This is a genomic window from Oceaniradius stylonematis, from assembly GCF_003149475.2.
GTDB classification, from domain to species: Bacteria; Pseudomonadota; Alphaproteobacteria; order Rhizobiales; family Rhizobiaceae; genus Roseitalea; species Roseitalea stylonematis.
This window is the reverse complement of record NZ_QFWV02000001.1, coordinates 256425-277510: the sequence shown is the minus strand read 5'-3', so window position 1 is coordinate 277510 and position 21086 is coordinate 256425. Positions and strand designations below refer to the sequence as shown.

At 59.9% G+C, this 21086-nt stretch carries 19 protein-coding genes, 1 tRNA gene and 1 pseudogene; 13 read left to right on the top strand and 8 right to left on the bottom strand.

The features are described 5' to 3' along the window. Window positions 1-190: 190 nt before the first annotated feature. The 4 genes from DEM25_RS17535 to DEM25_RS17525 form a co-directional block, all read right to left on the bottom strand. Window positions 191-1291, bottom strand: a complete 1101-nt coding sequence (locus DEM25_RS17535) for a hypothetical protein (protein WP_147393251.1) — start codon at window positions 1289-1291, stop codon at window positions 191-193. A gap of 268 nt (window positions 1292-1559) precedes the next feature. Then, entirely contained in the window at window positions 1560-3527 is a 1968-nt protein-coding gene (locus DEM25_RS01320) for a DUF3732 domain-containing protein (protein WP_109766704.1), read from the bottom strand. A gap of 1 nt (window position 3528) precedes the next feature. Next, entirely contained in the window at window positions 3529-4020 is a 492-nt protein-coding gene (locus tag DEM25_RS17530; RefSeq protein WP_109766705.1) for a three component ABC system middle component, read from the bottom strand. Then, window positions 4017-5186 carry an ABC-three component system protein gene (locus DEM25_RS17525; RefSeq protein WP_109766706.1) on the bottom strand — a complete coding sequence of 390 codons (1170 nt, stop codon included), beginning with the start codon at window positions 5184-5186 and terminating at the stop codon, window positions 4017-4019. Before DEM25_RS17525 ends, DEM25_RS17530 begins: the two co-directional genes overlap by 4 nt. 645 nt (window positions 5187-5831) lie before the next feature. Between DEM25_RS17525 and DEM25_RS01310 the strand changes: the two genes are divergently transcribed. Together DEM25_RS01310 and DEM25_RS18035 are read left to right on the top strand one after the other, a co-directional pair. Next, window positions 5832-6149 (top strand): hypothetical protein, encoded by a 318-nt coding sequence (locus DEM25_RS01310; RefSeq protein WP_109766708.1) that lies wholly within the window; start codon window positions 5832-5834, stop codon window positions 6147-6149. Beyond that, window positions 6142-7161 (top strand): annotated as a pseudogene (locus DEM25_RS18035) (recombinase family protein); the annotation flags it as partial. The gene DEM25_RS01310 and the pseudogene DEM25_RS18035, both read left to right, overlap by 8 nt. 496 nt (window positions 7162-7657) lie before the next feature. On the opposite strand, the gene DEM25_RS01300 reads toward DEM25_RS18035, so the two are convergent. The 4 genes from DEM25_RS01300 to DEM25_RS01285 form a co-directional block, all read right to left on the bottom strand. Then, window positions 7658-7734: transfer RNA gene (locus tag DEM25_RS01300), tRNA-Arg, on the bottom strand. A gap of 265 nt (window positions 7735-7999) precedes the next feature. After that, window positions 8000-9517 (bottom strand): sensor histidine kinase, encoded by a 1518-nt coding sequence (locus tag DEM25_RS01295; protein ID WP_109766709.1) that lies wholly within the window; start codon window positions 9515-9517, stop codon window positions 8000-8002. A 64-nt stretch (window positions 9518-9581) separates the two neighbouring features. Then, the gene (locus DEM25_RS01290) at window positions 9582-11009 is read right to left on the bottom strand and encodes a dihydrolipoyl dehydrogenase family protein (RefSeq protein WP_109766710.1); all 1428 of its coding nucleotides are present in this window, start codon (window positions 11007-11009) and stop codon (window positions 9582-9584) included. Between the two features lie 67 nt (window positions 11010-11076). After that, window positions 11077-11862, bottom strand: coding sequence for a TVP38/TMEM64 family protein (locus DEM25_RS01285; RefSeq protein WP_342633451.1), 786 nt, complete (start codon window positions 11860-11862; stop codon window positions 11077-11079). A gap of 335 nt (window positions 11863-12197) precedes the next feature. Between DEM25_RS01285 and rpmH the strand changes: the two genes are divergently transcribed. The 11 genes from rpmH (at window position 12198) to DEM25_RS01230 (ending at window position 20921) form a co-directional block, all read left to right on the top strand. Further along, window positions 12198-12335, top strand: a complete 138-nt coding sequence (gene rpmH, locus DEM25_RS01280) for a 50S ribosomal protein L34 (RefSeq protein WP_109766713.1) — start codon at window positions 12198-12200, stop codon at window positions 12333-12335. Window positions 12336-12378: 43 nt separating this feature from the next. Next, a complete protein-coding gene (gene rnpA, locus DEM25_RS01275; RefSeq protein WP_109766714.1) occupies window positions 12379-12765 on the top strand; it encodes a ribonuclease P protein component in 387 nt (128 codons plus the stop codon). Window positions 12766-12802: 37 nt separating this feature from the next. Beyond that, a complete protein-coding gene (gene yidC, locus DEM25_RS01270; RefSeq protein WP_109766844.1) occupies window positions 12803-14665 on the top strand; it encodes a membrane protein insertase YidC in 1863 nt (620 codons plus the stop codon). Between the two features lie 116 nt (window positions 14666-14781). Next, window positions 14782-15432, top strand: coding sequence for a CatB-related O-acetyltransferase (locus tag DEM25_RS01265; protein WP_109766715.1), 651 nt, complete (start codon window positions 14782-14784; stop codon window positions 15430-15432). Then, the gene (gene yihA / locus DEM25_RS01260) at window positions 15429-16106 is read left to right on the top strand and encodes a ribosome biogenesis GTP-binding protein YihA/YsxC (protein ID WP_109766716.1); all 678 of its coding nucleotides are present in this window, start codon (window positions 15429-15431) and stop codon (window positions 16104-16106) included. The genes DEM25_RS01265 and yihA overlap by 4 nt, the downstream gene beginning before the upstream one ends. 80 nt (window positions 16107-16186) lie before the next feature. Then, on the top strand, window positions 16187-17299 hold the full coding sequence (locus DEM25_RS01255) for an acyltransferase family protein (RefSeq protein ID WP_109766717.1): 1113 nt from the start codon (window positions 16187-16189) through the stop codon (window positions 17297-17299). 119 nt (window positions 17300-17418) lie between these two features. Continuing rightward, window positions 17419-18552, top strand: a complete 1134-nt coding sequence (gene dnaJ / locus DEM25_RS01250) for a molecular chaperone DnaJ (RefSeq protein ID WP_109766845.1) — start codon at window positions 17419-17421, stop codon at window positions 18550-18552. Continuing rightward, on the top strand, window positions 18542-19189 hold the full coding sequence (locus DEM25_RS01245) for a class I SAM-dependent methyltransferase (RefSeq protein ID WP_375566717.1): 648 nt from the start codon (window positions 18542-18544) through the stop codon (window positions 19187-19189). The genes dnaJ and DEM25_RS01245 overlap by 11 nt, the downstream gene beginning before the upstream one ends. Window positions 19190-19258: 69 nt before the next feature. Further along, window positions 19259-19831 (top strand): NADPH-dependent FMN reductase, encoded by a 573-nt coding sequence (locus DEM25_RS01240; RefSeq protein WP_109766718.1) that lies wholly within the window; start codon window positions 19259-19261, stop codon window positions 19829-19831. After that, window positions 19828-20532, top strand: a complete 705-nt coding sequence (pyrF, locus tag DEM25_RS01235) for an orotidine-5'-phosphate decarboxylase (protein WP_109766719.1) — start codon at window positions 19828-19830, stop codon at window positions 20530-20532. Before DEM25_RS01240 ends, pyrF begins: the two co-directional genes overlap by 4 nt. A gap of 95 nt (window positions 20533-20627) precedes the next feature. Then, window positions 20628-20921 carry a DUF1330 domain-containing protein gene (locus DEM25_RS01230; RefSeq protein ID WP_109766720.1) on the top strand — a complete coding sequence of 98 codons (294 nt, stop codon included), beginning with the start codon at window positions 20628-20630 and terminating at the stop codon, window positions 20919-20921. Window positions 20922-21086 lie beyond the last annotated feature (165 nt).

Here is a 21086-nt window from a genome sequence, read left to right as displayed (position 1 = left end):
CAGGCCGCATGAGGCCACAATTGAAAACCCGGGCTCTTCACTCAGCTGGATGAGAGATGGGGCTCAGGTCATATGCCGAGTTTTTGGGAGCGGCGAGAACTCGCCGGATATCTCCGGGACGTTCGCAAAAAGCCGGATAGGTTTCAACACCTGTCTAGCTCTATTGGGCAAGCCAAAACATCAGGGGAGCTCAACGCATCAACATCGGATAGTACAAGATTGCTTTGATCAAATGATGCATTCGATGCATTTCGCGATAAGCCAACAAAATCCGCCGCATAAATTCGATGAACTGCATGCTCTCGGAGCGTTCCTCCTCCATTCCCTCTCGACGGGGAAAGTATTCTATGACCTGAGAAACTTCGTCATAATTCGTTTTGTAGTGCGCTATGGAGTTTCGTAATTGGTTGTCCGTTGCCGCATCTTCTAGCGTAAACCAACTGTCGTCGATGAAATCCATTTTCCTTCCAAATGGAACGTCCGCAAATGCGTTTAGGCTTTGTGGAGTAAAATCTCTACCGTTGGGCAATCGGCCAATACCAGGCTGGAATTCATTATGGTTGCCACGTTTTATTAGATTGTTGACCCCTGCTATTAGTACCAGCTGTCGAGATACTATCTCCGTAATATCTTTGTACATGTCTTTGTACATCTCAAAATCATGTGTAGACACGCGTACCGGCAAAAGTGTTTCAGAAAAATCGCAGTCAAAATCATAAAATAAAACTGGGCGCAGAGCGAGTTCTGCATTCAGAATCCGAGGGTAAATCTCTAAGCAGTCATGTTGAAGCGCCTTCACGAAGCCAGTGCCATGCACCTCATCAATGAATGCGTCAGTGGCTTGTCTATTGCTCTGGGACAATTCTGAAATTACGCGCATGTATTGATCGACGGTGTCTCTATCTTGCCCAGGTAGTGCAAACGGCCACATTACCTTTGCGATCAAACTGTAGAGAGTTGCATTTATGTCTTGCGGTAAATCAGAGTCTGCCGCTACTCTGAAACGCTGCCGGGCACAGTTTTGAAACGGCTTTATCTTTCCGTTCCGATAGAATTTCAGGCAGTTTCGGAAGAAAGGGACATTGTCAGCACCCGCGTTCAACGCATTCAGTCTTGCGTTGTGCAGTTGGTATTCCTCGGGACGAATTTGCGTGATCGCACGCATAAACGGCGTCATACCCATCACATACTCTCCCATGTAGACCGGAAAATCTAAATGCAGGTCTACAAAGGGGTTAGTGTTATCAAAAGGGCTGATCCCCTCGGCTCGTTCCGCACCCGAGAATTTCATACCCACTCCGAACGTCAAATCAATATCAATAGGAGCTGAACAGCCAGGGCAAGCAAACCTAAGGGGCTGGTGAAGGCGGTTCGACATACCTATTCGACAGTCTATGGCTTGGTCGCACGAGGTGCACTTAAGCGTCTCATTAAAGTTCATGTTTTTACACCTGTGTAGACCAATATAAGTGGCCGTAATACTAAATTTGCTTACATTCGATATTATTCCTTTGGGTGCCACTCATGCCTTGCTTTAAGTTCGGCGGGACTTTCAAGGTCTATGCTTCATTTCCGTCGTCAAACCATTCTTTCGGCACCAAGGCAGCTTCACCGCGCCACTCTTCCACAAGAGTTACACCCTGAATTTCTCCCCAAACGTCGGGACCAGCGTGATCCAGAATGATCGTCTGGAGCCTTCCCTTCGCACGCACCACCTCGTCGGCTACAGCAACAAAGACTGCCCTTACTGCCGCAATGTCTTGATCCCGAGTTCTTCCAGTCTCAGATTCGAATTCCGTCTCAAAACCACGTGGAAAATAAACCTGGCTCGGTTGGTCATAGACCAAAAAACTTGGAACTGGATGGTTCGGGAGCTCCATGAAGTAGCGCTGCAGCGAGAGCGTGGCAGCAACATGGTAAGCTAGCCAGTTTGCGCCGCTTCCAATCTCCCAGAGATAATCCGTACGGTCGCTATGCACCACTTTGACTGTGAGGTCTCTGACATCCAAATTTATGGGTGCATCTGGCCATTCAGCGTCAAGCTTTGGCACGATCTGAGAGGCAATATGTTCAACCTGTCTTAGTGATCCTTGTGTCCTGCGCTCCACCTGTGATTCTGAGTAGATTGTACGTAGTTCACCAATTTGTTGCTGAAGTGAGTCGAGCCGCTCATTCAGTTCGGCCGACTCATCGCTACGCTCGTAAGTCGAAAGGGCTTGTTCCAAACGCCCAAGAAACCGCTCAATTCGGTCATGCCGGTATGCGATCTCTCGAACTTGCTCAGATTCCTGCTCTAGCAACAAAATCTCTTGTCTGACCTCAGCGAGTTGATTCGCCGCAGTTTCTACTTCGCCTCGTATTCGCAGTTGCTCTGCATCGAATGTGTCGGACAAACCAGGCTGTGATCGCAGTTCAATCTCCACCCCTCGAAGTGCTTCAACGAGAGAGTTCAACTGGTTCACAGATTCAAGTGATCTCGAAAGTAAGTCGCCCTCAAATGCAATCTTAGTTTGTAGCCAGTCCGAAATACCGAGGCGATCTCGCTGAATTCTGATTGCGTCTCCGTAGTTCTCACTGCTCTCAACCAGACGTCGGATTTCATTCAATCGCTGCCTCCACTGGGAGAGCAGCGATGCAGCCTCCGTTTCTTGACCTCTGAGATCTTCAAGGCGGCGAAGAGTAGGTTCAATGGAGTCAATAGTTGTGTTTGATTCCCGAGTGTTGGACTGTGTAGCCCTACGCAGCAAGTCCGCAATGTCTGCCCACTCTGAAGGAACAACAGTGTCCACAGGCAGAAGCCCAAATTCAATTGACTGCCGCACCCAAGCTTGTGTTTCTGTTCGCCATGCGTCCGCTGCACCACGAAGCGTACGCAGGTTACTTTTAATCTGCCTGACTATTCGCAACAGCCGGTCTATTTCCCATCTCGCAGCCAGCATTTCTGCTGTCAATGCACCCAAAACGTATGGAAAAATCGCTTTAAGTTTTTCGCGATGCTCTGTGGTGTCCGCGTTGAAGTAGAGCGCCAAGGGGTTAGCCACAATGTATTGTGGTTGAAAGTTAAACGCCATCAAGTCGCGAAAGCTAACTCTCGATTGAAAACCGGACTCGCTGTCGGGATCAAGGCGAAGTGTTGACAACCCTGCAAGTTGGTCGAGCTTTCGCTTAACAGACTCTGCGGTGGTATTTTTCTCAGGCACATTTATTGGTACTTCGAGGCTCTCTCCCTCCAAAATAAACATATCGCCGGTTTGCCGGGCATCTCCGGGCTCACGCCGTGCTAAGAGCTTCTGACCTTCAGCTGTTTCCACCAATACTCCGAACCAAGCGCATGATTTTCGTATGGTGCCAACGGGAATGCTACATTTCCCTGACGCGAGACAATAATCGATGATTGGAATGACAGCCGACTTACCTGTCTTCGACGCACCGCTGATTACGTTGACCATGCCCGGCTCAAAATTCACTACTCGAGGGGCAAGTCCTGATTTGGACCACAATATCAATTTGAGTATCTGAAAGTGCATGTTAGGCAACCACCCTCAGAATTGAAAACACTTGATTTTGCTGTAACCGCCCACACCATTTGCCCAGTTTTTCGGCGCCTTTGACATGATTCCGGAGGCGTTCTGGCACGACGGGCAATTTGGTTTCGTTCGCACGCACACATGCTGATCTGTAGTCGAGCTTTATGATTCCAGCACTAATGGCGATTCCCAATGAATCCAGAGTGAGACTTCTTAGCTTCAGTGCCCTGCCATGAATGGCCAACAAATTTTCGCGCTTTTCTGCTAATTTCGCTGCCAGCCGCCCCAAACCAGATGGAAGTTGTGTTGAACGTACGTGCTCCAAGGTTTCGGCGTGCAGTATGATGGGCAGTACGAGAAATAAGCTTGTCATTGGCACAAGTTTCCCAATTGCTTCGCTTTGAAAGCCCCGGCCAAAGCTCCACAGCAAGATCGAGCCGAACGCCGGATTTTGAACCAGTTCAATTTGTGAATAACTTCCCTCTTCCATCATTCAGCGGCCTCACCAAATAGGACTTCGTAACTGGGATGCCATCCAACAACCAGCTTGTCCGCGAGATCGTTGAAGGCTCCCGGAATGAAGTGCGTCGGAAGAGGTTGCCCATCCAGTGGCAATTGAAGATAGGTGCAGCGTCTATAGAGAGATCTTCCTCTTTCCTCGGGGGCTAGAGCTTTTTCAGTGTCCTCAACCTCATCTCGCTGGAGCGTATGATGACGTTTTAGTGTCGCATCGAGATCGTCGAAGCTCTCTTCGAGAACTAGTCCATCGGCTGCCCAGCGCGTCTTATCTGCGGCTGTCCTTAGGTAATCAGCAACGGCCTCCATCTTCAGATCAGCGCTTGCATCGACTGCGGCCAGCTGCTTGAGGAAAATCGGATCGGAATTAAGCATGGAATCGATCTGCTCATCACTTGGACGTCTCGAAGCCGACGTCAGCAGCCCAGCAAGGTTGTGTCTGCGGACAAAATTTTGAAACCTTCGTCTGAAAACGGCAACGTCAACAATCGGCGGCGAACCTAAACGTATGCATTCATCCGCATCCGATTTCGCGCGACCGATCGCCGATGCACAAAAATCGTCTATCAGCGCTGCCGGCAAAGTTGCTTGCAGCTTTTGTCGAATTGAAAGGATCGGGTCTTCAACGCTCTCAAATCGAAAGTTGCGAATAATGTCGCTGCAGATTTTGCTTCCTGCGGCAATAAACCTTGTAATGTGCGGCTCAGCGCCTACGCCCTTCTTTCCTATGAAATTTGGCGCGGATATCTCCTTCAATATGTCCGCCGCTTCTTCATTTTTTGCCGCCGAGTGTAACCGCTTAACTAGGTCTCCACTGCATACTGGGGTTACGTAGTATCGGAACTCAGAACTCTCAGAATCCACCGTTCCGGCGACACAAATGTCTGCCCAATTGGCCAAGGTGTTCCAAAGCTCCTTCGAGCGGTCGGAAGCCGGGTTCCCGGTTAGCGAACTTTTAGTTTGCTCGAGCACAACTCTACCATCCGGCCAGTGAAGCGCGACATCCTCAATATGCTCCATCGACGCCGAGCATCCGTCAGGTGCGTCAAATAAATAGTGACATAGGCGAACGGGCTGCAGCGCAAAACCGAGATACTGCCCCGGAGCTGCGCTTTTCGGTTTTGCTAAGTCTACAACACTCATCGAGACCTCCACCTTAAACTCATAACCCAAATCTCTGAAATATCTCGAGAAAATAGCAAATAATCGCGGTCAGGACAAAGAAAACTACAATATTGGGGAAATGTATCCACACAGCCTGCTGCGGCCAGGGGGATGCAACGGGGGTGCGCAGCGACCCCCTTGCCAAGATAGCGGGTACTACCCCGCACATCTTGCACTTCTCTTTACCTGCATTTCCGATCGAGATTCGCCTCGGATCAAAAACGTTCACCTGACCCCAAAAAGAACTCGGCATATTTTCCAGAATATTTTTTATTGACCAATTGGTAAAATTGTAATTCACTACCATTGCTACCAGGTTGCTCGTTCTCTGCGATTGAAGCAACTTGTGAAGCGCAATTTGGCGCTTTGGACGCTCATAGCGTCCCTCCGGGAGCATTTTGGATGCCCGCTCCCCCTGCATTTCCCTTGCCCCGGAGTTTATCGACAGCCATTTCACGTGTGAAATGTACACCGGAGGCAAGTTAACCGCCTCCGTCTTTTGTTTTCGACGAAGGCAAATACTGAGCAAACATTTGGGAATAAATTCCTTGTTTGTTCTATATTTGTTCTGTACTGTATTAGACCCAGTTAATACAGTCGGAACCGAGAAGAAAGGACGTGGCGATGACAATAAACGACACCACGATTCAAGAGCGTCCAAGCTCCGCCTCGGTGGAACGCAACGGCTCGTTTCCTGAGTTTGACCCGGCGAAATACCGAGCTGAACTGAGTGAGTTCGGCCTGACGGAAGAGCAAGAAAACGAACTGCTCACCATCCTGTGGTCGATCATGGTGAAGTTTGTCTATCTCGGCTTCGACGTGAAAAATTGTGGGCAGATTTTCGAAAGCTTCACTCAAGCCGCCCAGGGCGACTCCGGCGCGATAGACTCTTCTCATTCATCACAAAAGGAGAAGCCAATCGGAGGACGAAGCCATGATTAATGACTCACATCACAGCGAGGCGGTGATCTATTGCCGCGTTTCCAGCACCAAACAAACCACGGTCGGTGACGGTCTGGCGTCTCAGGAAACGCGCTGCCGCGAGTTTGCGCGCATGAAGGGCTATGAGGTTCTTCAAGTGTTCAAAGATGACGTGTCCGGCAGCTTGATAAACCGTCCCGGCATGATGGAGATGTTGGCCTTCGCAAAAATGCGAAAAGGAAAAGACACGGTCATTCTTAATGATGATGTGTCACGCCTGGCACGCGACCTCCAAGCTCACCTTGAACTGCGCGGTGCAATCGCGAGTGTCGGCGCTCGCTTGGAATCACCTTCCATTGAGTTCGGCGAAGATTCAGACTCGATCCTCGTCGAAAATTTGCTCGCCAGTGTGTCGCAGCATCAGCGACAGAAAAACGGCGAGCAAACCAAAAACCGCATGAAGGCGCGCATACAAAATGGCTATTGGGTTTTTCAGCCGCCGGTCGGCTATGAGTATGCGCCCGTACCTGGGCGCGGAAAAATGCTCAAGCGCAACGAGCCAGTTGCGTCCATCATTCAAGAAGCTCTCGAAGGCTACGCGAATGGGCGCTTTGATACGCAGGCGGATGTCATGCGCTTTCTGCAAGAAAATCCCCTATTCCCGAAAGATGCGCGCGGCATTGTTCGTCATCAGCGCGTCTCCGTGCTTCTCAATCAATGTGTCTATGCCGGATATGTCGAAGCGCCCAAATGGGGTGTCGAAATGCGCGAGGGGCAACATGAGCCGATCATTTCCGCAAAAACATACCAACGCATTCAAGATCGTTTGAGCGGCGGATTCTACGCGCCCCGCAAATCAAACATCAATGAAGATTTCCCGCTGCGTGGTCACGTCGTTTGCGCGGATTGTGGAACGCCTCTGACCGCGTGTTGGTCGAAAGGAACGCACAGCCGCTATCCTTACTATCTCTGCCCGAAACGCGGTTGCGACAGCTACGGCAAGTCCATTCGCCGCGACAAGATCGAAGAAGAGTTTGAAGCGCTGCTCTCAAGCGCAACGCCCAGCGCTGCCTTATTCAAAGTCGCAAAGGCAATGTTCAAAGACCTTTGGGACTATCGCCTGGCGCAAGCTGAATCACGTGCGAAAGCGCTAGCGGCGCAGCTTGTGAAAATCGACGATCAAGTGGCGCAATTTCTGGAACGCATTTTCGAAGCGTCATCGAAGACCGTCATTGGCGCATACGAAGATCATATTCATAAGCTCGAAATGGAAAAGCGCGTTATCAAGGAAAAGGCCGCAGAAATCACCAAACCGGCCAATACCTTTGACGATGCACTTAGAACGGCTTTGGAATTTCTCGGAAACCCCTTGAATCTCTGGGGTTCTGGCCGGTTAGAAGACCGTCACGCAGTCCTAAAACTGGCATTTAGTGACCGTCTGGAATACTCACGCGAAAATGGATTTAGAACGGCAAATTTTACTATGCCCTTCAAGGTCTTAGGTAGCTTATTGGGTGGTGAAGAAATGATGGCGCACCCGGGAAGATTCGAACTCCCGACCCCCAGATTCGTAGTCTGGTGCTCTATCCAGCTGAGCTACGGGTGCATAGCGCGGCGGGCCAATGGCCCCGGCAAGGCGGCTTGGTAGTCGCAAGCGTCTCAAAATGCAAGCGCATACCGATCGTTTTTTGCCGCCGCGCCGATGCGTGCGCGGCACCTCTTTGCGGCGGGCGAAGCACTGGGAGATGCAGCGGCAACCGCATAAAACGGGACGCCCGCTGCCGGGCGGCCAAGGGCATCAGGCGGCACGCGCAAGCGGTGCCGGACGGCGAGGACACACTCGTTGCCCGACCCGATCAGGAAGGCCCCGGTCAGCGCCGGCTGGCGGTTGCTTCGCCCGGCCCGGTCGCCTTTACGCCCGAGCCGACTTGCCGCGCATGCCCCGACAGGCTGACCGGCGCGTCGGGCAAGCGGATCTCGAAATGCGTGCCGACGGCCCGGTCGTCGCGCAACTCCAGCGTGCCGCCGTGCGCCGTGACCAGTTCGTGGGCGATGGCAAGACCGAGCCCGGTGCCGCCCTGCCGCGCCGCGCCGGAAAACGGCGAAAACAGATGCTCGCGCGCCTTGGCCGGAAGCCCCGGGCCGGTGTCCTCGATCGAAATGATGGTCGTCGTGCCCATCCGCACCGCCGACACGGAAACGCGCTTGACGGTGGCCGGATCGTCGTCGCCGCGCATCGCCTGCACCGCATTGCGGCAAAGGTTCATGGTGACGCGAAACAGCTGCTCGGGGTCGGCGTCGATTTCCAGATCGTCGGGAATGTTGGCCGAAAACTGGACCTGATCGCCCGGTTCCAGGCCAAGCAACTCCTCGACATCGCCGATCACGCGCGACAGGCGCACGCGCCGCCGCACCGGGTCTTTCTCCTGCGCCTTGCCGTATGAGACCACATCGGAGGTATAGGCCGCCGCCCGGTCGATCGCGCGCACGAGTTTCGGCGCAAACCGTTGCACCGTCGGGTCCTTGGTTTCGGCGAGCCGGTCGCCGATCAGCTGCGCCGAGGCGAGGATGTTGCGCATGTCGTGATTGATCTTGGAGACCGCCAAGCCAAGATCCGCCAGCCGCTTCTGGCTGCGCAGCGTCGATTGAAGCTGGCTCTGCATGCCGGCCAGTTCCCGTTCGGCCAGGCCCAGTTCGTCCGAGCGGTTTTCCGGTTCGATCACCGCGCCCGGATCGGACGGATCGGCGGCAAAGCGCAGCATCGAGGCGGTCATCTTCTCGATTGGCCGGATCATGATCCGGTTGATGGCCAGAAAGACCAGCGTAGCGGTGATCAGCGAGATCAGCAGCGACAGGATGGCCACATTGCGCGCATAGGTCAGCATCGCCGCGCGCAGATAATCGTCCGGCATGACCATTTCGATCCGCCCGCCGCTTTGGCCGACCGGCCCGGTGACGCGCAGCGTCTGGTCGCCGCCGAAGAACAGCGTCGCAAACGCATCGCGGATAGCATCGGCCGGCGTGAACGCGATGACGTCGACATGCTGGTCGATCGCCTCGGGCATGTCGGAGACGACGAGCAGCCGGGACTGGTCGTCCATCCTGAGCGCGATCGTCTGTGCGCCAATCGCCATCAGCACGTCGTCCTGCACCTGTTGCGGCAGTTCGGCCGCCGTGTCGGCGGTGATCAGCACGCTGGCCGCAGCCGCCGTGTTCAGCCGCTGCTCGAGCCAGGTGATCCGGAAATTGGCGACCGAGGGCACGAAGATCAGAACTTCGGCGATCAGCACGAACAGGATGGTCAGCCACAACAGCTTGGCCGACAGCCGTCGGCGCGGACGCGCGCCGGGCCGGGCGGTGTTTTCCGTGTTATCGCCGCTCTCGCTCATGGCACCCAAGATAGAGCGCCGCGCGGCGCTTCGCCAACGATTGGCGCTCTTATGGTTAGGCCGCTCACCCGAAACGCCTCAGAAAGCCGATGATCCGGCGCACCATCGGCTTGCGGGTCATCGGCGCGGCGAAGCTGGTCGCCGCGCGTTTGGTAATCTCGGTCATGGTCGGATAGGGCGCGATGAAACCGCGCAGATCGCCCGCCTTCATCTTCTTCGACAGCGCCAGCGCGAAGATGTTGATCATCTCGCCGGCATTGGCGCCGGCGATCGACGCGCCAAGAATGCGGCCCTTCTTGTCGGTGATCATCTTGACCAGCCCGTCGGTCTTGCGTTCGGCCTGGGCGCGGTCGTTTTCGGCATAGGGCCAGCGCAGAATTGTGATGTCGCCGGCTTTCTTGCGCGCCTGCTCCTCGGTCAGCCCCACATGGGCCAGTTCCGGGTCGGTGTAGGTCGCCCAGGGGATGATGTCATTGTTCGGCTTGCCCGGCAGACGGAACAGGATCGACTGGACGACAAGGCCGGCATGATAGCCGGCCACATGGGTGAATTGCAGCCCGCCGGCGACGTCGCCGATCGCGTAGACGCGCTTGTTGGTCGTGCGCAGCGCATCGGTCACGGTGATGCCGCGGCGGTCATGGGCGATGCCGGCAGCATCGAGACCGAGATTTTCCGTGTTCGGAGCCCGGCCGGTGGCGACCAGAATGTGCGTGCCGTCGACATGCGATTGTTCGCCGTCATGCTCGACGGTGACGCGCACGCCGTTCTTGCCGCGCTTTTCCACCGAGACGACCTTGGTCTCTTCCATCATCTCGACGCCGTCGTCACGGATGCGGTCGAGCACGATGGACACCAGTTCCGGATCGTCTTTGCCCATGGCCTTGAACGCCTCGATCACCGTGACCTCCGAGCCCAGACGCCGGTGCGCCTGCGCCATCTCCATGCCGATCGGCCCGCCGCCGACAACGATCAGGTGACCGGGCTTGCGGGTCTGCTCGAACAGCGTCTCGTTGGTCAGATAGTCGACCTGGTCGAGGCCGGGAATCGGCGGCACGAAGGCGCGGCTGCCGGTGGCGACGACGAAGCGCCGCGCCTTGATTGTGTGGCCGCCGGCTTCCACGGTGCGCGCATCGGTGAACGTGCCGTGGGCTTCGATCACCCGAACGCCGAGCGCGGTGAACCGCTCGACGGAATCGTTGGGCGCGATCGCGCCGATCACGTCATGGACATGATCGTGCACGCGCCGGAAATTGACCTCGGGCTCCACGGCCTTGATGCCGAACTTTTCGGCGTGGCGCATGGAGTGGGCGGTCTTGGCCGCCGCGATCATCGCCTTGGAGGGCACACAGCCATAGTTCAGGCAGTCGCCGCCCATCTTGCCGCCCTCGATCAGGACGACCGAAACGCCGAAGGCCGCTGCCGCTGCCGCAACCGTCAGTCCGCCCGAGCCGGCGCCGATGACGCAGATGTCCGGTGTCAGAACGTCGCTCATGAAAATGGTGTCCCCTGATCATATGGTGCGGCCGGCTTGGCGGCCTGTGGCAGTGAAGGTGGCGTCCTTATGCGCCGGACGGCGTCTTGCGGCTTCGCCATTTCTTGATGACGACCGGAATGGCCGCAACGATGGCGAGCGCCGCAAAGGCCAGCGTGATTTCGGTGGTGATCAGATCGCCAACCGAGGCGCTCGTTCCTGCCGCTTCCGCCGCGTCCAGGACCGAGCCGATGCCCTGGCCCAGATAGCTGTAGGCGACGACACCGGGCAGGATGCCCAGGAAGGTGGCGATCACATAGGTGCGCAGCGGCACGTTGAAGAGCGCCGGTGCGATATTCATGATGAAGAACGGAAAGACCGGCGCGATCCGCAGCACCAGAAGATAGCTGAACGCATCCTTTTCGAATCCGTCGGCGAGGTTTTTGACCCGCCCGCCGACCCTGCTTCGCAGTCCGTCGCCGAACGCCGATCTGGCGGCGAGGAAGATCGCGCTCGCGCCGGTCGTCGCTCCGATCGCGACGATCACCGACCCGGTCAGCCATCCGAACAGGAAGCCCGAAAAGATCGTCAGGATCGATGCGGCGGGAAACGAAAAGGCGACGGCGATTGCGTAGAGCGCGGTGAAGCCGATCGTCGACAGCCAGTAGTTGGACGCAACGAAGCTTGTCAGGCTCTCGCGGCTTTCGGCGAGGAAATCGAGGGTGAAGAAGCGCTGCCAACCCATCAGGTAGGCAAAGCCCAGCCCGGCCACGACAATGGCCAGCGGCAAAAAGCGCTTTGCGGTCGGCCAGAGCGAGCCGCGTGCGGGCGTGTCGGCGTTCTTGGCCATGCTGGCTTGCGATGTATCAGTCATTGTGAGCGTGTCCAACGGGTTTGAGGGCGGCCGGGCGGCGCGGTTGATCCCGAAATGCCCATCGGCCCGCTCAACAACAACTCACAACGGGGTGACACGACAATCCGTGATCCGCCCGGTGCGGCACTTCACGGTGCCGTGACCGGTCCGTGTGTGGCGTCGCAACCAAGATGGCCCGCCGTGCCCAATCCGATTGACTTTGGATGGCCGTTCGCACATAAGCCCGTCAACGTTCGGGCATCGGTGCCCGGCGACGCGTTTGTGTTGCCGCGCCCCTGCCCAAAGGGCCCTTGAAGAGATGAATGAGAAGGCCGCGACACGCGGCGTGTGATCCCATGACCAAACGCACCTATCAGCCCTCCCGCCTGGTTCGCAAACGTCGCCACGGATTCCGTGCCCGCATGGCGACGGCCGGCGGCCGCAAGGTTCTGGCGCGCCGGCGCGCCAAGGGCCGCAAGAAGCTGTCGGCCTGATCGCGGGACGGCGCGCCGCAACGCGACGCGCCATCGGGCCCCGATGCCGGCGAGCGGAACGACCGGACCCTATGAGATCATGCGCAAGCGCGCCGACTTCCTCGCTGCCCGGCAGGGCGTGCGGCTGGCGGGCGACACCGTCCGGCTGGAAATGCGGCGGCGCGGGCCGGCAGAAAACGGCGACGGTCCGCGCGTCGGCTTCACCGTGACCAAGCGCATCGGCAACGCCGTTACCCGCAATCGGGCAAAAAGGCGCCTGCGCGAGGCAGTGCGGCTGGTTGCCGCCCGTGACATGCGGCCGCGACATGACTATGTGATCATTTCCAAGCCCGATGTGTTGACTGCGCGGTTCAGCACATTATGCGAGGATTTGCGCCGGACGCTTGCGCGCGGACACAAGCGCATCGGCGACGCCGCAAACGGCAACTGACGGAACGCACGGGGCCGAAAAGGCCGGACACGGAGCCATGGACACCAACAACCGCAACCTGTTCCTGACCATCGGCCTGTCGGTCCTGATCCTGACCCTGTGGCAGATATTCTACGTCAACCCGCAGATCGAGGCCGAGCGTCAGGCGCAGCTCGAACAGCAGGCGGTCGAACAGCAGGTCCAGCCCGGCACCGAGTCAGCCGGCGCGGGCACGCCGCAAACGCAGGGCGCGACCGCATCGGGCGAGATCCCGCAGGCGACGGTGTCGGGCAGCGCACCCGGGATGGCGGGCGAAGCGGCCGGCGCGGCCGGCGATCGCGCCTCGGCGCTGTCGACCACCGATCGCATTCCCGTCGACACGCCGACCCTGTCCGGCTCGATCAATCTGACCGGCGCACGTTTCGACGATCTGTCGCTGAAGAATTACCATGTCACGGTCGACGAAACCTCGCCGATCGTCGATCTCCTGTCGCCGGTCACCGGGCCCGACGCCTATTTCGCCGAGTTCGGCTATACCGGCGTCGAGGGTGCGCCGGGTCCTGACGCCGTCTGGCAGGTCGAGGGCAATGCCGTCCTGACCCCGTCTACCCCCGTCACGCTGACCTATTCGGCCGAAAACGGACTGACCTTCAGCCGCCAGATCGCGGTCGACGACAGCTACATGTTCACGATCACCGACGAAATCGCCAACGGCGGCGCCGGTGCAGTCGCTGTGCAGAATTATGGCCGCACCACCCGCTACACCAAACCGGCCCTGCCGCCGATCTTCATCCTGCATGAGGGCATGATCGGCGTCACTGGCGAGGAAGGGCTGACCGAGCACACCTTCAACGAGATCGAGGACGAGGGCCAGGTTGCACCCGGCAAGTCGACCGACGGCTGGCTCGGCATCACCGACAAATACTGGGCGACGGCGCTGATCCCCGAGCAGGGCAGCAGCTTCCAGCCGCGCTACTCCTATTTCACCGACGGCACGCCGCGCTATCAGGCCGACTTCCTGGGTGACGCGGTCACGATCAACGCCGGCCAGTCGGCGACCGTCACCAACATGCTGTTCGCCGGCGCCAAGAAGACCAAGATCATCGATGCCTACGAGGCGGAACGGGAAATCCGTCAGTTCGAGCTGATGATCGACTGGGGCTGGTTCCATTTCATCACCAAGCCGCTGTTCCACCTGCTCTACTGGCTCAACAGCGCGATCGGAAATTTCGGCCTCGCCATCCTTGTCACGACGGTCATCATCAAGGCCTTCTTCTTCCCGCTTGCCAACAAGTCCTATGCCTCCATGGCCCGCATGAAAGTGGTCCAGCCCAAGATGGCGGAGATCAAGGAACGCTACGGCGACGACCGCGAGAAGATGCAGAAGGCGATGATGGAGCTCTACAAGAAGGAGAAGATCAATCCGATCGCCGGCTGCTGGCCCGTCCTGATCCAGATCCCGGTCTTCTTTGCGCTCTATAAGGTGCTGTACGTCACCATCGAGATGCGCCATGCGCCCTTCTTCGGCTGGGTGCAGGACCTGTCGGCGCCCGATCCGACCTCGATCTTCAACCTGTTCGGCCTTCTGCCGTTCGACCCGTCCACCGTGCCGCTGTTCGGCCCGTTCCTGATGCTCGGCGTCTGGCCGCTGCTGATGGGCATCACCATGTTCATGCAGATGCAGATGAACCCGCCGCCGCCCGATCCGACCACGGCGATGGTGTTCAAATGGATGCCGATCCTGTTCACCTTCATGCTGGCGACGTTTCCGGCGGGTCTGGTGATCTACTGGGCGTGGAACAACTTCCTGTCGATCATCCAGCAGGGCGTGATCATGAAGCGCAACGGCGCCAAGATCGAATTGTGGGACAATCTCAAGAGCATGTTCGGCGGCGGCAAGGCCAACAAGCCCGCCGAATAGGCGATTGCGCGAACCGCAAGGGGAGAAGGGTCCGATGACCAGCTGAGCACCGATCCGCCGTTTGCAACGGATGGATCGACGACACCATCCCGACCACTCACTTTCGGAGCTCAGCCATGCACGGGCCTCATCCGACCACCGCCTATCCGCTTGCCGGGTACGCGCATGCGGTCTTTCTCAACAATTTCATCACCCGCCCAAACATCGAAGTGGGCGACTATACCTACTATGACGATGCGAGCGGCGCCGAGCGCTTCGAGGAGCGCAACGTCGTCCATCATTACGAATTTCTGGGCGACCGGCTGGTGATCGGCCGCTTCTGCGCGCTGGCTGCTGGCACGACCTTCTTCATGAACGGCGGCAACCACGCCATGGACGGCTTTTCCACCTATCCGTTCAACATATTCGGCAATGGCTGGGAGGAGGGTTTCGACCCGCAGACGTGGGTCGATGCGAGCCGCGGCGACACGATCGTCGGCAACGATGTCTGGATCGGCAATGGGGCGCTCGTCATGCCCGGCGTCACCATCGGCGACGGCGCCATCGTCGCGGCGCGCTCGGTCGTCGCCTCCCACGTGCCCGCCTATGCGGTCGTGGCCGGCAATCCGGCGCGCATCGTCAGGATGCGGTTCGACGACCGGACCATCGCGCGGCTGTTGGACATCGCCTGGTGGAACTGGCCGGCCGAGACGATCACCGCGCATCTGGACGCCATTCGCGGCAACGATCTTGCCGCGCTCGAAGCGATCGAGGATAAGCGGCCATGACCGACGCGGCCGACCTCACCATCGACACGTCCTCGCCCGTCTGGGCGGCGCTCAAGGCGAGGGGCGCATGGACGTTCGTGCGCGGCGTGCCCGCCATGGAGCATTTGCCGCCCGAAGGCCCGCCCGAGATCGCCTTCGCCGGACGGTCCAATGTGGGCAAATCTTCTCTGATCAACGCGCTGACCGGCAAGAACGGGCTCGCGCGCACCTCCAACACGCCCGGCCGCACGCAGGAGCTGAACTTTTTCGTCCCTGAGGGTTTTTCCGGCACGCTCGACGATCTGCCGCCGCTCGCCATCGTCGACATGCCCGGCTACGGCTACGCCAAGGCGCCGAAGGAAACCGTCGACCGCTGGACCGATCTGGTGTTCGACTATCTGCGCGGGCGGACCACGCTCAAGCGCGTCTTCGTGCTGATCGACGCGCGTCACGGCATCAAGACAAACGATGAAGAGGTGTTCGACCTGTTCGACCGGGCCGCCATTTCCTACCAGCTCGTGCTGACCAAGATCGACAAGATCAAGCCGCCCGCGGTCGCCCGTCTGACCGCCGAGACCGAACAGCGCATCCGGCGCCGGCCGGCCGCGTTCCCGGGCGTGATCGCGACGTCGTCCGACAAGGCGCTGGGTCTGGACGATCTGCGCCGCGCCATCGCCTATGCCGTTGCTTCGTGACGGAAAACGGGCCGCGCCCGGTTAACCGTAGCGCGCGGTTCCCGGCGATTTCGGCGTCCGTTTGCGCTACAGGACGGCCGATGACGGCAAGTGCGGCGCGACGATATCCCGACTACGGCACATTCGCGGTATGGCGGCTTTTGGCCGCCATGCTGGTGATGGGCTATCACTTCTCGTTCTCGGCGCCCCATGACGATGCGCTGACCACCTGGTTCGAGCACATGAACCCGCTGCTCGACATGTTCTTCGTCCTGTCCGGCTTCCTGATCTATGAGCGCTATCATGATCGTGTTTTGACTCGCGGCGCCTACGGCCGCTTCGTCCTGCGGCGCCTTTCGCGGCTCTACCCGCTGCATCTGGCAACGCTGGGCTTCTTCGCCGCCGTCGGCATGGCCGCCCATGCCGGGCTGATCGAGGCGGGCGGCATCGACAGCCGCTACGACATGAGCCAGCTTTTGACCAACCTGTTCCTGCTGCAGGCATGGGGCGTGCACGACACGCTGACCTTCAACTATGTGTCCTGGTCGCTGTCGGGCGAATGGTTCGCCTATCTGATGCTGCCGGTGCTGGCATTTGCGGGTCTGCGCATGGGCCTTGCCGGTCTGGTCGCCGTGCTCGCCCTCACGCTCGCCGGGCTCGAATGGGCAAGCCGCGACGCCACCGACTATTCCCAGACCTGGTATGATGCCAAAAGCTGGGGCGCCGGGCGCATCTTCGCCGATTTCACCTTCGGCGCGATCCTGTTCCGCATCGTCGGACGCCTCCCGGCCCGGTTGGGTTCGCGTCCGGCCGGCTGGATGTTTCTCGGCCTGTCTATCGTCACCATGTTCGCCGGCATGGGCACCTATGTGGCGCTGGCGCTGATCGGCTGCGCCATCGTCTGCGTTGCGCTGGTCGAGCGCCAGCCGGACAGCGCCAGCTCCCTCCTGACGGGGCTCGCGCCGGTCACCATTCTCTCCTACGGCATCTACATGTGGCATCCGGTCATGGAGACGCTGTTCTTCTCGGGCGTGTGGAAGCTGGCGTTCGGCGCTCCCGAGACGACTTTGTTCTACCTGTTCGCAGCCGTCCCGGTCGTCGCCACCTTCGTCGTGGCCGCCCTGTCGCTGCGCTTTTTCGAAACGCCGGCCGCCCGCGCGATCATGGCGCTGGGCGACAGGCAGCGGAAAGCAGTGCAGCCGGCCCGCGCCTGAAACGGAATTGCGGCAACGGCTGGAATTTTCCCGCGGCACCGACTATCTGCTGTGCACGAGAGGGCGCGTCCGCCATGCGGACGCCTGCACAGCCGCGCGCAGATGTGAACTGGACCAAGATGAAGGCCGATTTCTACGAGACATTGGGCGTATCGCGCGATGCCGACGAAAAGGCGCTCAAAAGCGCCTACCGGAAGCTGGCGATGAAATATCATCCCGACCGCAATCCCGGCGACAGCGCAGCCGAGGTAAAATTCAAGGAAGCCAACGAAGCCTACGAGACGCTCAAGGACCCGCAGAAGCGCGCCGCCTATGACCGGTTCGGCCATGCCGCGTTCGAAAACGGCGGAATGGGCGGCGCAGGCGGCTTCGGCGGTGCCGGCGCCGGCGGCTTTGCCGACATATTCGAGGACATTTTCGGGGAGATGATGGGCGGCGGGCGCGCCCGGCGCGGTCCGGGCGGCCGCGAGCGCGGCGCCGATCTGCGCTACAATCTCGAAATCACGCTGGAGGAGGCCTTTGCCGGCAAGACCGCGCAGATCCGCGTGCCGACTTCGGCCACCTGCGAGACCTGTTCGGGATCGGGCGCCAAGCCGGGCACCAGTCCGGCGACGTGCACGACCTGCAACGGCGCCGGCCGGGTCCGCGCCGCGCAAGGGTTCTTTTCCGTCGAGCGCACATGTCCGGCCTGCAATGGCCGCGGCGAAATCATCACCGATCCGTGCGAGACCTGCTCGGGCCACGGGCGCGTCACCCAGGAACGCTCGCTTTCGGTCAACATTCCCGCCGGCATCGAGGACGGCACGCGCATTCGCCTCGCCGGCGAAGGCGAAGCCGGCTTCCGCGGCGGCCCTGCCGGCGACCTCTACATCTTCATCTCGGTGCGGCCGCACGAATTCTTCCAGCGCGACGGTGCCGACCTTTACTGCAAGGTGCCCATTTCGATGACCACGGCTGCGCTCGGCGGCCAGTTTGAAGTGGGCACGCTCGATGGCTCGCAAACCCGCGTGAAGGTGCCCGAGGGCACCCAGTCGGGCCGCCAGTTCCGGTTGAAGGGCAAGGGCATGCCGGTGATGCGGCAGGCCCAGATGGGCGATCTCTACATCCAGATCGCCGTCGAGACGCCGCAGAACCTGTCAAAGCGCCAGCGCGAACTGCTCACCGAGTTCGAGGACATTTCGGCCAAGGAGAACAGCCCCCAGTCGAGCGGCTTCTTCACCCGCATGAAGGACTTTTTCGACCTTGGAGACTGATCCCCACTTCGCATCCCGCCGCGATGGCGACGATGACGTCGACGCCGCCGATCGGTCCCGGCGCAAGCGCAGCGAACTGTCTGACCGGCTGAAATTTCTCGCCGCCATGTTCCGGTCGCCGCGCCGGGTTTCGTCGGTGACGCCGACATCGCGCCAGACCGCGGTCGAAATGGCCCGCCCCATCGATTGCCGATCCGGCCTTCCGGTCCTCGAGCTCGGTCCGGGCACCGGACCCGTCACGCGCGCGATACTGGATCGTGGCGTCGCCCCTGGCGATCTTTACGCGATCGAGCAATCGGCCGACTTGTGCCGGCATCTGGAGAAGGCCTTTCCGGGCGTCAATGTCATCCACGGCGATGCCTTCGATCTCGACACGACGCTCGCCGCTACGGGCGTGTCGCTGTTCGATTGCGTGATTTCCGGCATTCCCCTGCTCAGCTTTGGCCCGGAGCGCAGCGATGCGCTGCTGATGAGCGCGATCGGACGCGTGCCGCCCGGCCGCCCGATGGTGCAGATCACCTATTCGGCCAAGGCGCCGCTGCAGCCGAGCGATCCGCGCGTGCGCATGCACCGCAGCGCCAGGGTCGTCAGGAACCTGCCGCCGGCCAGTGTTTGGCTTTATTCGCGCCCGGATTGATCGCCGGCCCCGATTGCGGTCTATTGCACTGCACCGTCCCACCGTCTTTCACCGCCTCGAAGGATCGCCATGCCCGCCAAAGTCCTCCTGCTTGCCGGATCGGTGCGATCCGGCTCGTTCAACGTGTCGCTCGCCCAGGCCGCCAACAAGGTGCTGGCCGAGATGGGCGCCGAGACGACGATGATCTCGCTGGGCGATTATCCGTTGCCGCTGGTTGATGAGGATCTGAAGAGCGAAAAGGGCGTGCCGGAAAACGCCGTCCGGCTGGCACGCCTGTTTGCGGCCCATGACGGACTGTTCATCGCCTCGCCCGAATACAATTCCTCGATCCCGCCCCTTTTGAAGAACGCGATCGACTGGGTCAGTCTCGCGCCGAAGGACATCAAGGCCTATGCGGGCCTGACCGTGGCGCTGGGCGCCGCATCCAACGGTGCGCTCGGCGGCATTCGCGGGCTTTATCACCTCCGCTCGGTGCTGATGAATGTCGGCGCGCAGATCGTCACCGAACAGGCCGGTATCAGCCGCGCCGCAACCGCCTTTGGCGAGGACGGGCTGCCGGCCGACGAGCGCCAGCTCAAAATGCTGCAAAACACCTGCCGGTCGCTTCTGGAAAACCTGACCGAGGGCAGGGCACGGTCATGATCGCGGCGGTGCGTGATCGCCTGATCGTCGGGCTCGATCTGCCGGCCGTTGCCGATGCCGAGGCCATGGTCGACACGCTAGGGGACACCGTCTCCTTCTACAAGATCGGCTACCGGCTCGTCTTTGCGGGCGGGCTCGATCTGGCACGCCGCCTGAAGGCGGCGGGCAAGTCCGTGTTCCTCGACATGAAGCTGCTCGACATCGACAACACGGTCGCGCAGGGCGTCCAGAGCGTGGCGGCGATGGGCGTCGACATGCTGACCGTCCATGCCTACCCCAAGGCGATGGCCGCCGCCGCCGAAGCGGCGCAGGGCAGCCATCTGACGCTGCTCGCCGTTACCGTCCTGACCTCGATGGACGATCACGACCTGTCCGATGCCGGCTATCATGACAATGCCGCCGGTCTCGTCCTGAAGCGGGCGCGCCAGGCGCGCGACGCGGGCATGGGCGGCATCGTCTGTTCGGCGGCCGAGGCGGAGCCGGTGCGCGATGTGGTCGGACCGGGCATGGCGATCGTCACGCCCGGCATCCGGCCCGCCGGCAGCGCGGCAGGCGACCAGAAGCGCGTCGTCACACCGGCCCAAGCGATGGCCGCCGGCGCGACCCACCTGGTCGTGGCCCGGCCGATCATCGCCGCGCCCGACCCCGCCGGGGCGGCCGCCGCGATCCTCGACGAGATGGCCGCGGCCGCGGAAGGCTAGGTGGTCTGAACAGACCCAGAGCGGGCTTGCTTTTGGCCGCCTGACCGAATTTGCTGGCCGTTGCGCAACCGTGGCGTCATCAGGGGAGACAAACCATGCCGAAGGGATATTGGGTCGCGCGGATCACCGTGCACGACCCCGAACGCTACAAGGACTATGTGTCGGCGGCCACGCCCGCCTATCAGGAGCATGGCGCGAAATTCCTGGTGCGCGGCGGCGCGATTGGGGCGTCCGAAGGCGCCAGCCGGCAACGCAACGTCGTCATCGAATTCCCCACCTATGAGGCGGCGCTCGCCTGCTACAATTCGGACACCTACGCCGGGGCGCGGGCCATCCGGCAGGAGATTTCCGAGGGCGAAGTCATCGTCGTCGAGGGCCACGACGCCTGATGGCGCCCGCGCCGGCGGCCCGCCGCCACCTTTCGTTAACCGAAGTTAACGCCGCATTAACACATGCGCCGCCTAATGGCCCGATGGTGCGTGAAATGCAGGGGATTGGGCACTACCTAGACGTTAGCACGATTTCGCAACCGCGAAGCCAGTGCTAGCGTGCAA

Coding starts and splice junctions, on each gene's coding strand:
- DEM25_RS01285 (WP_342633451.1), bottom strand. CDS start 11,862: ATGACTGATACATCGCAAGCCAGCATGGCCAAGAACGCCGACACGCCC.
- DEM25_RS01310 (WP_109766708.1), top strand. CDS start 5,832: ATGACAATAAACGACACCACGATTCAAGAGCGTCCAAGCTCCGCCTCG.
- DEM25_RS01230 (WP_109766720.1), top strand. CDS start 20,628: ATGCCGAAGGGATATTGGGTCGCGCGGATCACCGTGCACGACCCCGAA.
- DEM25_RS01240 (WP_109766718.1), top strand. CDS start 19,259: ATGCCCGCCAAAGTCCTCCTGCTTGCCGGATCGGTGCGATCCGGCTCG.
- yidC (WP_109766844.1), top strand. CDS start 12,803: ATGGACACCAACAACCGCAACCTGTTCCTGACCATCGGCCTGTCGGTC.
- dnaJ (WP_109766845.1), top strand. CDS start 17,419: ATGAAGGCCGATTTCTACGAGACATTGGGCGTATCGCGCGATGCCGAC.
- DEM25_RS17525 (WP_109766706.1), bottom strand. CDS start 5,186: ATGAGTGTTGTAGACTTAGCAAAACCGAAAAGCGCAGCTCCGGGGCAG.
- DEM25_RS01255 (WP_109766717.1), top strand. CDS start 16,187: ATGACGGCAAGTGCGGCGCGACGATATCCCGACTACGGCACATTCGCG.
- rpmH (WP_109766713.1), top strand. CDS start 12,198: ATGACCAAACGCACCTATCAGCCCTCCCGCCTGGTTCGCAAACGTCGC.
- DEM25_RS01320 (WP_109766704.1), bottom strand. CDS start 3,527: ATGCACTTTCAGATACTCAAATTGATATTGTGGTCCAAATCAGGACTT.
- DEM25_RS01265 (WP_109766715.1), top strand. CDS start 14,782: ATGCACGGGCCTCATCCGACCACCGCCTATCCGCTTGCCGGGTACGCG.
- pyrF (WP_109766719.1), top strand. CDS start 19,828: ATGATCGCGGCGGTGCGTGATCGCCTGATCGTCGGGCTCGATCTGCCG.
- yihA (WP_109766716.1), top strand. CDS start 15,429: ATGACCGACGCGGCCGACCTCACCATCGACACGTCCTCGCCCGTCTGG.
- DEM25_RS01290 (WP_109766710.1), bottom strand. CDS start 11,009: ATGAGCGACGTTCTGACACCGGACATCTGCGTCATCGGCGCCGGCTCG.
- rnpA (WP_109766714.1), top strand. CDS start 12,379: ATGCCGGCGAGCGGAACGACCGGACCCTATGAGATCATGCGCAAGCGC.
- DEM25_RS17530 (WP_109766705.1), bottom strand. CDS start 4,020: ATGATGGAAGAGGGAAGTTATTCACAAATTGAACTGGTTCAAAATCCG.
- DEM25_RS01295 (WP_109766709.1), bottom strand. CDS start 9,517: ATGAGCGAGAGCGGCGATAACACGGAAAACACCGCCCGGCCCGGCGCG.
- DEM25_RS17535 (WP_147393251.1), bottom strand. CDS start 1,291: ATGAAATTCTCGGGTGCGGAACGAGCCGAGGGGATCAGCCCTTTTGAT.